The 14,535-nt window shown below is 70.2% G+C and carries 10 protein-coding genes; 2 read left to right on the top strand and 8 right to left on the bottom strand.

What is annotated here, in order from left to right; genetic code table 11:
* Positions 1 to 512 precede the first annotated feature (512 nt).
* Complete coding sequence (locus L1857_RS26055; RefSeq protein ID WP_162831086.1) at positions 513 to 1,487, top strand: hypothetical protein; 975 nt, start codon at positions 513 to 515, stop codon at positions 1,485 to 1,487.
* Between the two features lie 584 nt (positions 1,488 to 2,071).
* Here L1857_RS26055 and L1857_RS26050 read toward each other — a convergent pair.
* Entirely contained in the window at positions 2,072 to 2,812 is a 741-nt protein-coding gene (locus tag L1857_RS26050) for a COG1361 family protein (protein ID WP_162831087.1), read from the bottom strand.
* Positions 2,813 to 2,889: 77 nt separating this feature from the next.
* Positions 2,890 to 3,705, bottom strand: a complete 816-nt coding sequence (locus L1857_RS26045; RefSeq protein WP_116111141.1) for a hypothetical protein — start codon at positions 3,703 to 3,705, stop codon at positions 2,890 to 2,892.
* 342 nt (positions 3,706 to 4,047) lie between these two features.
* On the opposite strand from L1857_RS26045, the gene L1857_RS26040 reads away from it, so the two are divergent.
* Positions 4,048 to 4,785, top strand: coding sequence for a hypothetical protein (locus L1857_RS26040; RefSeq protein ID WP_116111142.1), 738 nt, complete (start codon positions 4,048 to 4,050; stop codon positions 4,783 to 4,785).
* 25 nt (positions 4,786 to 4,810) lie between these two features.
* Here the strand turns inward: L1857_RS26040 and L1857_RS26035 are convergent, their stop codons facing one another.
* The 6 genes from L1857_RS26035 to L1857_RS26010 are packed head-to-tail and all read right to left on the bottom strand — an operon-like array spanning position 4,811 to position 14,310.
* Positions 4,811 to 5,794, bottom strand: a complete 984-nt coding sequence (locus L1857_RS26035; RefSeq protein WP_116111143.1) for a C40 family peptidase — start codon at positions 5,792 to 5,794, stop codon at positions 4,811 to 4,813.
* Positions 5,795 to 5,834: 40 nt separating this feature from the next.
* Positions 5,835 to 6,887, bottom strand: a complete 1,053-nt coding sequence (locus L1857_RS26030) for a replication-relaxation family protein (RefSeq protein ID WP_249466539.1) — start codon at positions 6,885 to 6,887, stop codon at positions 5,835 to 5,837.
* A gap of 45 nt (positions 6,888 to 6,932) precedes the next feature.
* Complete coding sequence (locus L1857_RS26025; protein ID WP_249466536.1) at positions 6,933 to 9,455, bottom strand: DUF8128 domain-containing protein; 2,523 nt, start codon at positions 9,453 to 9,455, stop codon at positions 6,933 to 6,935.
* A gap of 33 nt (positions 9,456 to 9,488) precedes the next feature.
* The gene (locus L1857_RS26020) at positions 9,489 to 11,396 is read right to left on the bottom strand and encodes a VirB4 family type IV secretion system protein (protein WP_249466532.1); all 1,908 of its coding nucleotides are present in this window, start codon (positions 11,394 to 11,396) and stop codon (positions 9,489 to 9,491) included.
* A gap of 4 nt (positions 11,397 to 11,400) precedes the next feature.
* Positions 11,401 to 12,543, bottom strand: a complete 1,143-nt coding sequence (locus tag L1857_RS26015) for a PrgI family protein (protein WP_249466529.1) — start codon at positions 12,541 to 12,543, stop codon at positions 11,401 to 11,403.
* Between the two features lie 12 nt (positions 12,544 to 12,555).
* The gene (locus L1857_RS26010) at positions 12,556 to 14,310 is read right to left on the bottom strand and encodes a TrbL/VirB6 family protein (RefSeq protein WP_240323238.1); all 1,755 of its coding nucleotides are present in this window, start codon (positions 14,308 to 14,310) and stop codon (positions 12,556 to 12,558) included.
* Between the last annotated feature and the right edge of the window lie 225 nt (positions 14,311 to 14,535).

Here is a 14,535-nt window from a genome sequence, read left to right as displayed (position 1 = left end):
CAGGCACCGCTGCGCGCGGCGAGAAAGCCGCGCGTCAACCGCACCGGCACCGCGTCGTCGAACTCGACGAGAGTGTTCTCGGCGATCTCGTAGATTGTGGCGCCAGCTAGCGCGAGCAGCACCGGGGAGTGGGGAGAGACCACGCTGTGGCTTTGCTGCCGCACCAGCGGACCTCGTTGAACCTTCGTCGACCGAAAGCGGCACCGGGAAAGAGCTGCTGCTTGACGGTGGCTGGGGCGGGGCTGGTACAGCGTGTACCGGTCCAAGCAGGCGTTGCCGCTGCCCACCACCTTCGACCTGACTGCGGGCGTGTGGAGCAAGGCGAACCAGGCGTTTTGGTCGACGTTTTGTAAGGAGGAGCGACGCTCTGACTTACTTGAGACATTCCAGGCTGTCTGGCCGTCCTTCCCCGCTATCGTGCGCGCCTCGTAACGCAGTGCTCGTCGATCACGATTCCGGAGACGAGCAGTTCCACATCGGACGTTTGCGGGTTGCAGAAGGGTTGGTCGGTCGTGACTCCGTTGACGGTGTATCTCGATCAATGTCACTGGGTTACGATGGCGCGTTCGGTGTTCACCCCCGAGAAGATCTTGAACAAAGATGAGCTTGCCGCGGCGGACGCGCTGTGGCGGTATGTGCGCCAGGGCTATGTCAGACTGCCGTTGTCGAGTGCGCACCTGGTGGAGACCGCGCATGCGGGGGCAGCGAATCGACGCAGGATGCTGGCGGAGGCCATGCTCGATGCGTACGACGGGTGGCATATGCGCCATCCGATCGACGTGCGCCGGGCCGAGCTCTCATGGTCTCTTCGCGGAGCCAGTAGCGACGCTGTCCGCGCCGATGACGTCTTCAGCCAGAAGCCGGGCACTCCCTTCCTCGCGGAGGAGTACGTGCCCTACAACGCGGAGGATTCTGACCTGCCTGGATGGGCCCGGCGTCAAGTTGAGATTCGCTCCTGGCGCGATGCGTGGGCAGCCACTCTCTTGACCGAGACGATGACCACGGCCGAACAAGACCATGCCGACGCGGTCATCGGCGGATGGGCGGCGTCGTATCAGGAACTTGCGGAGTACATGAGGGATCATCCTGCTGATAGGGACATCCGTCTCGTTGCTGCGGTACGAACGGCCGCCGATCTGATGCAGGAGATCTCGGCGGAGGCACACCTTGCGGGCCTGACGCGTCAGCAGTTCTCGGCTTGGCTCCAGCCGGAGCGCACGATTGAACTGTTCGCCGGTTTGCCGTTCGTAGGTCGAATCATGGAGATCACGTACCAGCGTCTCCGGAATCCGCAGCGCCTATGGAAACGGAACGACCTGAACGACATCATGTATCTCGCATGCGCTGCGGGTTACGCAGACGCCGTGGTGATCGAGAAGGACCTAGCGCACCACCTCACGACTGGCGAGGCGAGGACGACGCCAGGGGCAGTTGTGCTCCGGAATCTGCGGGAGCTGAGAGGTCACATTCGCGCTATGGCAGCCTGAATCGTGGCTCACGATAAGTGAGCTCATCGTGAGCCAGGAACAGGCTGTAGCCACGCTCGACCCACCGCCTCTGGCGAGCGGGCGACCGCTGCCGAACGCTTCGTCGAGGCGGGCCGGCTGGCGGCTGAGCACATGGAAAAGGCCGAAGCGGCCGGCCAACACCAAGTGCGTCTACGAGGCCGACTGGAGGGTGTGGCAGGAGTGCGCGCCCCGGGCTGGGATCCCCGAGACCTCGGCCAGTCTCGGCGCGCTCCTCGGGTGCGAGGTGTACCTCGAGAAGCTCGGCCGGGCACCGAGCACCATCGACCGGTGACTGGCCGGTGCGATCGTCGGCCCGCGGCAGCGTCCTGGGGCGGCATGTCGAGCCAGGCGGTCGGCGACGTCATCACGCGACTGGGCGCGCAGGCCGGGCTCGAGCTGCGGCTCACCGGGTACTCGGCGCACGGCGCGAAACCATCGCCCAGCAGGGCGGATGGCGGCCAAATAGTGCGGCGCTCCACGGCTACTGCCAGGAGGCCGACCAGTGCCGACAACGCCCTCAGCGGGATCGGACCGTGGCGCGGGGATCAGCCAGTATCTCCGCGTCAGCTCTTCGTGGCACCGTCGTGATCTTCGTCGACTGCCGGAGGGCCTTCTGTCGGCTTACCGAGTAGGCGACGCTCCAGTTCCGCCCTCCACTCCTGTGGCGCACCCGCATAGCGATCAGCGGGCAACGCGCGAGCGATGCGAGACAACGACTCGTTGATCCTCTTCAGCGCCGTGACCGCCTGCTTCATCCTCTGCTCAGGATGTGTGGATGAAGTGACGAATGTCCGGTTTCGGATGACGCTCACGTCCAGCTCGAACCGGTCGACGTAGCGTTCACCATCGGGTGCGTCCAGCTCGATCGTTACAGTCACCTGATCGGGAAAAGGGTTCCGGTTGTCCCGCCCGTCAGTGGTGCCGTCGTAGTAGATGTTGTCCAGCTCCATACCTGGAACGAGGGCGGGAATCGGTTTGGCGTAGCGCCGCTTGAGGAACGGAGCGACGCTCTCGTGTTCTTGCTCCGGAGGAGGGTCGCCGAGCGGTGGGTCGAAGGTGACTGTGACGTTACGCGCGATCGTTGGCCCGTAGTTCTTGATCACTAGCAGCTGTGTTGCGGGCGCATATGGCTCGTCTCGCAACTCGGCAGCAACCATTGGTCTGGTGCGGGCACGGCTGTCGGCATCGGCCCGTGCCAGAGTTCGTTTGCCGTTACGCGCCGACCATACGGCAGCGCCCGCGCTGACAGATGCAACGACTGAGCTGATTCCGGCCGCGATCGCAGCCACCCAGGCTGGTTCCATCCGACCATGCTAGTCGCGCTCTGGCTGCCCTAAGCAACCTGCGACGACCACACACGGCGTTCCGGATGGGGCTCGGCCTACGCCGTGTCCCGGGCCTCCTGCGGGACGTCGGTCTTGGTCGGATTGATCGCGAACCGCTTGGGCGCTTCGCAGGTCTTGATCGCATAACCGTCGGCGGTGAGCTTCTCCAGGGCGTTGTTGACCGCACCACCAGAGCGGCCGAGGTCCTTGCCGATCTTGGCGGGCCCAAAACTCTGGCCCGCATGCTCGGTGAGGTACTCCGCGACCAGGGCACGTAGTCCGCCCTTGGGCAACCTCTTCTCGGCAGTCGGTGCGGTGTCGGCGGTTTCCGCGTCCGTAGTTGAGACTTCCGCCAACGGCTCGGCCGGGTGCGTACTGTCTGCAGGACAGGCCGACGGCGGTTCGGGCAACGCTGCGGGAGCATCGTCGCCGGGTGTGCTGTCGTTCGCTGCTGGGGTCGCCGCGTCGTGGGGCGCGTCGGCGGCCTCAGCAGGGTCCCCGGCATCGTCGGTACTGTCCGTTTCCGAGTCGGTGCTGGGCGCCGTTTCCGGGGTGACGGGCTGCTCGACGTCCGGCGCGATGGCGATGTCCGAGGGTGCGAGGGACCACTTGTCGGGGTCGCGCGGACCGACGCCAGGGGTGCGAATCACGACACCGTCGCGGTCCCAGCGGGCCAAGATCTTCCCGGCGGTCGAACGGCCGATCCCGGCCACGAGCGCCAGCTCGGCCGTGGTGAGACTGGGATTGTCGGCCAATGCGGCGCGGACTTTGCCGTCAGTGGTTGTTGCAGCGGGCTGTTGATCGGGGCCGTGGGCGGCGACGTGGAGGTGGCGCTCCGCGGTGTCGGAGGTAAGCGGGTTCTTACGGGACATGACGAACTCCAGGTGTGCGCTGGGATGGAATTGGGTGGGAATGCCCCGGCCGGGACGGTAGCCCGCCGGTGCGCATCCGGTGGTTCGGGCTACACGACTATGGACGCTTCGTCACCGCCTCCATGTCAAGCGATTGTCCAAAAAGACCGGTGTCGTAAAAGCGCGTTGGTGCGATCACTGGACAAGGGCAATCGATGTCTGGCCTGAGGCCGGGCGCTGTCGCGCCGAGAGGCCGAGGCAGAGCTGAACCACCGGGCGGGACGGGAGGTCGACTGTAGTTGATGAGGACGCCGCCGGGCGGGTCACGAACCTCAAGTTCGAGATTTGCGGCAGACTTGGCCCATGGCCGAACTCGCGTACATGGTTCGTGAAGATTGGGCTCAGTACGGCACCACCATGGGAGAGCAGAGTGCCCTGATTCGAGAGTGGCCTGGGAGGCCACCATACGTCTTCGCGACGGCCGATCGGAAGAAGATCGAGCTGGACCACCGCGGTGACGCGCAATTCATGACCTACGTTGCCCCTAGTGCCGACGAGCGGCACGTCATCGACCTGTCAGACCTCAGCGGGCTCCGACGCAGCGACGAACAGCTCACGGCTCCGCTGGTCGTCATGCATCCCCATGAGGAGCGGGATTGCGATCTACTTCGCGAAATCGTCCCGGCGGACTCTGTCGTGAAGATGTTCGCCATCGTGTGGTCACCGCGAGACATGGTCCGTGCCTGGCTCGATGGCGTCGGCGCCCTGAATCTTCACACCGGGTCCGTGCTTGAGGCTCCGGATGCCGTGCAACTCGAGGCCGCGAAGTGCTGGGTTGGTGAGCAGTACAACGGGCTATCGAGTGGTAACGGCAAGGGTGCCGTCGTGCAGCTGCTGCGCGCGTTCACCGACGCTGGCTATCCGCTCGATGTTGAAACCTGGCTGCGCGCCTTCTTTGCAGCAGGGGGCGAGTTCGAGAAAGCTACGAACGTTGCGAAGCTCATCAAGGAGATGCGAGAGGGCACTCGGCACCGCATCCAGACGCGCTGTCAGGCTGACATTCTCAGCGTGCTACGGGAACGCGCCACCAAGTACGACTGATCGCAACGCAACGTGATTGCGTTCCCTAGTTGTCTGATGACGGCCGTGTGGCGCCGACGTAGTTGTCGTTCGGGTGGCGGTAGGTGTCGATCTGGACGTGGCTGCCGAAGGTTGGGGCGTTGATCATCTTGCCGTTGCCGAGGTAGAGCGCGACGTGGGAGATGTTGGCTGGGGTGCCATAGAAGACGAGGTCGCCGGGGAGTAGCGGGGATCCGGCGGGAACGCGGGTTCCGGTGTGGAATTGGGCGTGGGCGGTGCGGGGGAGGGTGATTCCGGCGGCGTCGTAGGAGGCTTTGGTCAACCCCGAGCAGTCGAATCCACGATCGCCACTGCCGGGTCCGTCACCGCCCCAGATGTAGGGCAGTCCGCGTTGGCCGCAGGCGTAGTTGATGGCGGTCAGTGCCGCTGGCGTTGGGGCTTGGATGTTGTTGCAGTCTCCGGTGCCGTCGAGGGCGGGTGACGGTTCGCAGCGGATGCCGGCGACGGCGGCGACGATGCGGCGGGCGTCGGTTTCGTGTGGTCCATAGGCGTGTGGGGTGCCGGAGCGCTGGACGGCTTGGGCGGCGGCGTTGATGCTCATGGCTTGCCAGTTCGGGGTGGCGAGCAGGTGTTCGTAGAACTGGGTCGCGGCGTAGGTCGGTGTGGTGATCTGGGCAGGGGTGCCCCAGCCCATCGAGGGGCGTTGCTGGAACAGGCCGAGGCTGTCGCGGTCGCCGTAGTCGAGGTTGCGCAGCCCGGATTCCTGGATGGCGGCGGCGATCGCGACGACCCAGCCCTGCTCAGGCACCCGCATCTGTTTGCCGACGGCCACGACGATGGCCGCGTTGCCCATCTGCTCGGCCGTGAAGCCGGGCACCGTCCCGGTGGGTGTGCCGTCCGGGGTGCAGATCAGCGAGCCCGCGGCGCTGCTGCCGGTGAGGGCGCTGACGACGCCGGCGATCCCGGCGGCGAGGAGCAGCGGGATGGCCAGGACGAGGGCGGCGACACCGGCCGCGAGTCTGCTTCCCATGGTTCCGGCACGGCTCCCTTCCGTCGATGCTGGCGTCGGCTTAGCGGGCGAGCCGGTTCGGCGTCGCGCGCGGCGGGATCGGGCTGGGCGGTGGCAGTCGGTAGGGCGTGGCGGCCGCGGTGTCGGCGTCGTCGTCGGGGGTGGTGGGGTCGGCCGGTGGCGGGAGGCCGGGCCAGGCGTCGGGCAGCTCGGCGAGGGTGTAGCGGGGTCCGGCGCGGTCGGCGCGTGCGGTGGTCAGCGGCAGCCACACGGCCTCGGCGGGGCTCGGCTGCGCCGTGCGCGGGTTCAGTTGGTCGGCTGCGGCGGTGGCGACCGGGACGGCGTGACGGTTGTCGAGGTCGGCGTGCACGCGGGCAAGCGCGGTGCGGGCGCCGGCTTCGCGGCGGGTGGTGGGCAGCCAGATGAGCACGGGGGTGGCGATGCCAGTGGCGTCGGCCAGTCGCGCGTAGCCGATGAGTTTGCGGCCGACCTTGGTGAGGGATTCGGTGCCGGTGTCGAACTCGAGGAACCACTCGATCTCCCGGGCGGTGGTGCGCCAGCGACCGTAGCCGTCGGGAATCACGAGGTCGCCGAAGTGGCGGGCGCAGCGTGTTTCGGACCACCACGCCACCAGCGCCTCGTCCCGGGTGGCGCGGGTGCGAGCGATCAGGGCGGTGAAGAAGTCGTTGACGCCGATTGTGTGGGCGAGGCGCTGGTTGTGGGCGATGCCCATGGCGCGGTCGTGGCGGTAGCCGAGTTCTTTGACCTCCAGGCCGTGCTCGGCGGCGAGGACGGCGGCGCCGGCGGGCCCGAGGACGTAGTGCATGGGGGCGGAGCCGTGTTGCCGGAACGGCTGGAACCGCGACACGGCCCGCCATAGGTAGAGATCGCGCAGCCGTTGCCGGGCGGAGCGGCCGGAGGGGAACGCGGCGTCCTGGATCTGGCTGCTGGTCAGGACCCGGTGTTCGTGCAGCAGGGCCAGGATCCACCGGTCGCGGGCGGTGAGCCGGGCGGCGAGCATGGCCTGGTGCTCGACCGAGCCGGCGGCGCGGGGGCTGCGGTGCCCGGGCAGGTGTCCGCGCAGCGTGTGCTGACGCGTGGTCATGGTGATCACAGGCGTTCCCTCAGAGTCATCAACAGGGTGTGGACAAGTGCCGAGTTAGGGGCGGGTGCGGCGCGGGTCGGTCTTGCGCGGCCGGGTCGGCGCCACCGGTCGTGCGGCAGGCCGGGTCCGCGTGGTGATGGGTGTGCGTGCGCCGGTGTTGTGTGAGCGGCGTTGGGCGCGCAGTGCGGCGCGGATTTCGCGGGCCTGTCCGGGGATCGGGTCGGGTAGGGGTGTGGTGGTGAGGGTGAAGGGTTCGGTTTCTTCGCCGTGGACGACCAGGCGGGCGGCGGCGTGGTAGGCGCCGAGGTGGGACAGGTCGTGGTCGGAGAGCCGGGGTGTGGTGTGGCGTGCGAGTTCGCGGGCGTCTTCGGGGCTGGCGGAGAAGAAGATTTTGCTGCGGGCGTTGGTGGAGATGCCTTCTTTGAGTTCGCGGGGCAGCTGGCCGAGGTGCTGGTGGGCGAGGGTCATCGCCACCCGGAATCCCCGCGCTTCGGCCAGCATGTCTTCCAGTGGGTAGGGAAGGTTGAGGAAGTTGTGGCACTCGTCGACCACGAGGCTGGCGTCGGGGCGCAGGCGTTGCGGGACGCGGGCGCGGGCGGTGGTGGCCTGCCAGGTGCGGGCCACCACCAGCGACCCGACGAGGCGGGTGGTTTCCTCACCCAGCGAGCCTTTGGGGATGCGGACCAGGCAGATGCCGCCCTCGTCGAGCACCTGCCCCATGTCCACGGTGGAGCGGCCTCCGGCGATCGCTTCTTTGACGAAGGGGCGCAGCAGGAACGCGCGCAGTTTGTTCATCAGCGGCGAAATCACCTGGCTGCGGGAGCTGTCGGTGAGGTCGTCGTACCACTGCCAGAACCCGGTCAGCACGGGGTCGGTCAGGCCGGTGGTGATGCGGGCCCGGAATGCCTCGCTGGCGAGCAGTTTGGGCAGGTCGGCCAGGGTGGGCACGCCGTCCTGGGCCCGCAGGGTGAGGCAGGCGGCGCGCATCAGGTCGTCGGTGCGCGGGCCCCAGAACGCCGAGTACACGCGGCGAAAAACGGAGACGAGGTTGTCGACTTCGCGGTCGGTTTCGCCGCCCTCCAGGGGGTTGAGGATGGGTGGGCGGTGGCGGGAGTCGGCGTCGAAGAGCACCACCCGGTCCGCCGCGGTGCGGGGCAGGCGGTTGAGGATGTCGGTGACGAGGTCGCCCTTGGGGTCGATGACCACGACTCCCCGGTGGTGGGTGGTGTCGTCGAGGACGAGGGTGCCGAGCAGGGTTGATTTGCCGGAGCCGGTGGCGCCGAGGACGTGCAGGTGGTGGCGGGCGTCGGCGACCCGCAGCCCGACCGGGCGGGCGTGGCCGGTGTCGGCGCGGCCGAGTGGTTTGACTTGCGGGCCGGGGGTGGCGATGCCGGGTGGTGGGGCGACGGCTTTGGCGCCGGCGCGTTCGACACCGGGGATCTCGGCGTCGGTGGGCAGGTGCGCGATCGCCGCGAGCTCGGGCACCGACAGCAGATCGCCGCGGTCGAGCCGCCGGGTGGCGAGGGCGTGGGCGGGGTGGCGTAGTCGGGTGCGGGTGTAGTGGTTGTGTTCGGTGTAGGCGGCGAACGCGGCGGCCAGCGCGTGGGCCCGGCCGCGGGCAGCATCGCGGGCCTGGCGCACCAGCTTATCCGGGGCGTCGGCGGGGAGGTCGGTAGCGACGGCGTAGCGCACGAGGGTCTCGTACTGGGAGCCGCGCTGCTTGCCCACGATGGCCTTGTTCTGGGCGGAGTACTCCAGCGACAGCTGCGGGTCCTGGCTGATCCGCCGCGCATCCGGGGTCCGGCCACGCCGGGTGGCGTTCGCGCCGGGGGTGATTGCGTCGAGGATCCGGCCGCCGAGGCGGGTGGGGGAGCTGTGGTGGACCCGGCGGGCCGCGCGGCGGGCCCGGGCGACACGGCGGCCCGTGACCGGGCGGGCGAGGATCTGTACGCAGGCGTGCTCGCCACGGCCCAGCCCCACCGGGGCGCCGAGCAGGCCGCGGATGGGGTCGGCGTCGAAGTCGGTGCGGAGCGGCAGCGATTCGGGGCGGGCGAGGCGCAGCTGCCCGCCCACCACGATCCGCCGCCCGGCCGCTGGGGTGGGGAAGGGGGCGGTGGCGGGGCTGGTGCGGGTGTGGGAGCCGGGCCAGGCGGCTTCGACGGCCCGTTCGACCAGGTTGGGCGGGATGACGGCGGGGACCCAGAACTGCACGGTGACGCCGTGCTCGCCGAACACGTACTCCAGCGCGAGGTGGGGCTGGCCGGCCCACCACCGCCGCCAGGCGGGGCGCAGGAGGCCGACGAGGTTGGACCAGACGGCGGCCCCGCCGGCGGGATCCACGGTGGGCGGGGCGAGCACCGTGATCCGGCGGGCGTCGACCTCCAGCGCGGCGTGCCGGCGCCGCAGCCACCAGCGCCGTGCCACGAGGGCCCCCGCCACCGCCACGAGCAGCGTGGGAAGGACGATCGGGCCCCACATCAGCGCCCAGTCCAGCAGGACCGCCAGGAGATCGGCGGTGGCGCCGCCGGGGTCACGCAGGTAATCGCCCACCCAGCTGTGCACCGCTGGCGCCGGCATGGCGGGCCTCCTTTCTGGACACCTGGCGCAGGGTCAGGCGGGATCGGTGTCGTCGAGTCCGTCGTCGGCGGGGCCGAGGCCGATGTAGGTGTCGGCGAGGCCGTGGTCGGTGGCGTCGGGGTCGTCGTCGGCGAGGCGGGCGAGTTCGGCGGGGTCGGTGGTGACGAGGAGGTTCTCGGTGGGCGAGGCCAGCGACTGGAACGCCACCCGCTGCGTGCCGGAGGACAGCAGGCCCTGGCCGCGGTCGGCGGAGAGCAGGAACTGGCGTTCGCCGGCGGAGAGGCCGAAGGTGTCGGCGATCTCGTCGATGGCCTGCGGCGCTTGGCGCAGCAGGACCTGGGTGGCGGCGTTGGACACGATGGCCTTGCCGAGATCGGTGCCGAGCACGTCGGCGGTGTCCTGGGTGGCGACGGTGAGCCCGGCCCAGTGTTTGCGGGCGGCCTTGGCCATGCGGAACAGGAAACGCGCGCCCTCGGGTTGTTGCATGAGCAGCCACGCCTCGTCGACCACGACCAGCCGGGGCCGCCGATGCGCGGGGTTGGACACCCGGCGCCAGACCGCGTCGAGCACGAGCAGGGTCCCGATCGCGCGCAGCTCGTCGGGAAGGTCGCGCAGGGAGAACACCACGAGGTGACCGTCCGGGGTGGCGGTGGTGGGCCCGGCGAACAGGTCGCTGAACGCGCCGTCGACGAACGGGTGCAACCGGGCCGCCAGATCACCGGCCACCGCGTCCCCGCGATCCCCGGAGGCGGCGAGGGTGTCCCGGAGGTCGCGCAGCAGGGGAGCGGGGCGGGTCCAGGTGCGGGCGGCATCGCCGGTGATCCCGGCGCGGGCGTAGGTGGCGGTGATCGCGCGGTCGAGCACCGCCCGCTCGGCGGCGGTGACCGGCGTGCCGAACAGGACGGCGAGTACGGTGTGCAGGAAGAGGCTGCGCCGGTTGAGAGCGTCCTGCGGGGCGGTGCGCCGTCCGCGGGCGTCGGTGTGCACGGGCAGGTCGAACGGGTTGAGCCGCACCCCACCGGCCCCGAGGTGCACGTAGGTGCCGCCGACCTGGGCGGCCAGGCGGGCGTACTCGTCCTCGGGATCGACGACGAACGCCTGCACCCCGTCGGAGACCCACCCGCCGCCGTCGTCGCTGAGGTTGCGGTAGAGGCTGCGCAGGGTTTCGAGCTTGACGAAGTAGGACTTGCCGGCGCCGGAGCGGCCGAGCACGACGGAGTTGTAGTTGTCGCAGGCGAAGCGGTCCCAGTGCACCAGCCCGGAGCTGCCGACGTTGTAGCCGTAGAGCACCCCGGACGGCGCCGACGTGGTCGGGTCCGTGGGCGGCAGGTCCGGCGAGGTGAACGGGTAGGCCGCCGACACTGCGGCGGTGTCGAACGTCCTCTTCAGCCCGAGTGGGTCCAGGCCGAGTGGCAGGGTGGAGACCCAGCCCTGCAAAGCGCGGTAGGTCGCGGGTTTGGCGTCCAGCAGCAGCGACGCGCACAGCGACCGCAGCGCCGACACTTCCTCGGCGAGGGTGTGCTCGTCCGGGGCGTGCACCGTCAGGTACAGGCCGAAGCGGAACAGTTTTCCGTCGCCGCGGGCGATGCGGCGGGACAGGTTGGCGGCGTCCTCGGCGGCGGCGTCGAGGTCCGGGTCGTCGAGCCGGTCGTGCCGGGCGTTGTGCCGGCGGGAGGATTCCAGCCGGGCGCGTTGCTTGCGCAGACCGCTGGCGGCGGTGGCCGGGTCGACCGGCTGGATGTGCACGGACACGTCCAGCCGGGCGGGGTAGGTCAGCAGCGGCGCGAGCCACCCGGGATAGACCTCCTGGGGATAGCCGGTGACGCCGAAGCTGGCGACGAACTCGTTGCCGACCTCCAGATGCCGGGCGGCCACCGACAACGAGTCCGGGGTGAACGCCCCCGCCGACCCAGACCGGAACTGATGCCTGGTGCGCGCCATGGTGTTACCTGCTTTCGATGTCGTCGTCGTAGTCCCAGTCCTCGTCGTCGGACAGCCACGGCCCGGCCTGTCCCTCGCGTCGCGGCCGCACCGCGGCTTCATCGGGGGCGTAGAGGTCGGTGAAGGTGGTGCTGGCGGTGACGACCTCGTCGGCAGCGGCGAGCGCGGCCGAGGGCGGGAGGAAGGTGTCGGGGTTGCAGGCCGACGCCAGCACCCCGGTCGCCGCCGCGGCGTCGAGCGGGGCGACGACGATCCCGGCCGCCGACAGCAGCTCGCTCGCCTCGCCGAGGCGGCGCACCAGCCGTTGCTCGGCCGCCAGCCGCACACCCACATCCACCGCCTGCTCCGTGGCGCGACGGCGGCGCCAGGGCAGCGCGTTTGATGCGGGCGCGGGGTGAGTGTGCAGGGGTTCGCGCAGCACGAGCAGCACCTGGCGGCGCAGCAGCTCGGTCTGCGCGGTCAGCTGGGCGAGGTAGTCGGCGTGATCCCGCGCGGCCGTCTCCAGCGCCGGGTGGGGGAGCCCGCCCGCGCGGGCGCGCAGTTGCGCGATCTGGGGTGCGAGGTCGAGTCGTTCGGCGCGGACGAGGATCTGCACCGGCGCGGTCAGGCTGTGCAGGTAGCGGGCGAAGGAGGAGACGAGCGCTTCCTGCTCGGCGGGGGTGCGCAGGCTGAAGTTGACGGTCGAGCACACCGCGATGATTGCGAGCCCGTCGCTGCCGAGGTCGACGATCCCGGCCTGCGCGCCGCTGTCGGCGACCCCGCTTGCTGGGAGCTCGAGCGGCGCCGGAGACACCGCCTCCACGCGCCCCTTCGCCTGCTGCGCGGTGAGCCAGGCGGGTGCCGGGCACACGCCCTCGGGGGCGGCAACCCGGTGCCGCGGGGCGAGGTGCTGGCGGATCGCGGCGAGGGCGAGCTTGTCCAGCGGGAGCCCGTCACGCTGCCCGAGCGCCAGCACGGTGACCGCGATCCCGGCCGGAACCGCCACGAGGAGGAACACCGCCAGCGGCACCACCGCCCGGGTCAGCGAGTAGAGGCCATACAGCAGCGCTCCGGCGCCGGCGAGGATCGCCAGTTGCCGGGCGGTCAGCGGACCCAGCACCCGGTCCGGACGGTCGACGTCGGCCGGAACACGCACAGGACTGGTCACGGCGAACACACCTCACTTCCTCTTCCTGGGGCCCCGGCGGCGGGGCAGGTCCAACGGCAGCGGCAGCTGCGTGCCCGGCCGCGGCTTCCGCGCCGGGGGCGGGCTGTCGCTCGGCGGCGGGGTGGGTTTGGGTTGGCGGCGCACGGCGAGGGGGAGCGGGTACTGGCCCGAGGCGAGTGGCCGGTTGCCGGTGTAGGCGTCGCGCTGAGGGCGGCGCGGGGCGCGGGCGGCCGGGTTGATCTGCCCGGACGGGGTGAGCAGGCCGGGCCCGGTCTGCCGCGGCGGCTGTGTCGCGGGTTCGTCGGCGAGGGTGCGGCGAGCGGGTCGCGGTGATGCGGGGCGCAGGTGGATCGGGAGCATCCCCGCGCTGGGCGCGACCAGCGCACGGGGCAGCCGCGCGGGCGGCCGCGCGCGGCGGTTGATCCGCCCATCCGGTGTCAGCAGCCCGGGCTGCGGCACCGGCGAACGAGGGTGAGTGGGGTTATCGGCGAGCGTGCGGCGCCCGACCCGGTCCGGGTCGTACCGCGTGGTGATCGGCAACCCGAGCTGATCGGGCGGCAGCGCATGCGGCAGTACGTCCGGGGGCAGCGCCCGCGGATTGGGCGACACCGTCCGCTCGTCACCGGACCCGCTCGCGGTGAACAGCGACAGCTGCCCGCGACCCGGCCTGCGCTCCCCACCGCCCGCGGTGGTCGGCACCTCGCTCAGCCGGGGCGAGCGTGGCGCGGGGGAGCGGGTGCGACGCAGCCGCAGCGGCAGCATGAACTGGCCCGACCGGGTCGCCGGAGGATCCGCCGCAGCGCCCCCACCACCACTCGGCCGCTTGCTTCCCTTCCGGCCGAGGGCGGTGCCGGCGCCGCCGAGCAGGCCCATCGTCTTGTAGGCGATGACGCCGCGGGCGAGCGAGCCGAGCAGCGAGCGGCGCCCCGTGCGCAGCGGGGCCAGGCACCAGAACGGGATCTTGATCAGCACCCACATCAGCGCCAGGCACAGCAGCAGGTTCACCAACCCCGACAGCGTCGGCCCGAACACCGTGAACCCGCCCGGGGCGAAGAACACCCGCAACGCCACGACCATTGCCAGCGACTGCCCGACCTGGATGGCCAGCACCCCGCCGAAGGCCTTCCACCACGCCTGCGCGATGTCCTCGGTGTGCGGCAGCGCGTGCCACATCAGCGCGATCGGGGCAGCCGCGATCAGCAGCACCGTCAGCATCACCCGCACGATGAAGGTGAGCAGCAGGACCACGACCATCACCGCGAGCGCGAGCCCGATGAAGATCAGCCACAGCCCGCCGCCGTTGAGCGCGCCGAGCACTATGTCGGTCAACGCCTTGCCCGCGGTCTGCGGGTTCACGCCCTCGCCCATGACGGCCTGGGCGAGCGCGTTGGCGATCTGGATCGCCTTGGTCGCGATGAACAGTGACAGGGTTCCGGCGAGGAACCCGATCGCGACCCGGGGTGCGATCTCCTTGATGGTGTATCGGGTCTGCAGGGTCTCGTAGCCCATCACGACGATCCCCGCGACGACCACGATGATGACGTAGACGGCGAGCAGAATCCGCCACGACTCCGTCCACAACTGCCCCACACTTGGCAGCGAGGACGGCTCCGGTGTGGTCAGCAACGTCTTCCCGAGAAGCTCGAGCAGCGGGTTGAGCGCGTCGGTCACCACCGTGCGGAAGAAGGCGTCGATCGCTTCGGTGACACAGGCGACCGGATCAGTGATGCCGCACTCGTCCTCGCCCTCCCCGTCCTGCCCGGGCACCGGAGTCTGGCCCGGGCCGCTGGGTTCGAGCGGGGTCGGCTGGGGAATGCAGTTCGGCCCCTCACACGACGGAGGAGTGGTGGGTGCGGGCGTGCCGGTGCACTCGGGCATCAACGCGCCGGGAAAGCACGACACCGGCGGCACGGACGGGCCCGGCACCAACGGCGAACTCGGCACTCCCGACGGCGGCGGCGGAGTGCCGGTCGGCAGCCGGCACGCGGGGTC

The organism is Amycolatopsis thermalba (assembly GCF_023376025.1).
GTDB lineage: Bacteria > Actinomycetota > Actinomycetes > Mycobacteriales > Pseudonocardiaceae > Amycolatopsis_E > Amycolatopsis_E thermalba.
Note: the sequence above shows the minus strand (reverse complement) of the source record. Positions and strands in the feature narration are given on the sequence as shown.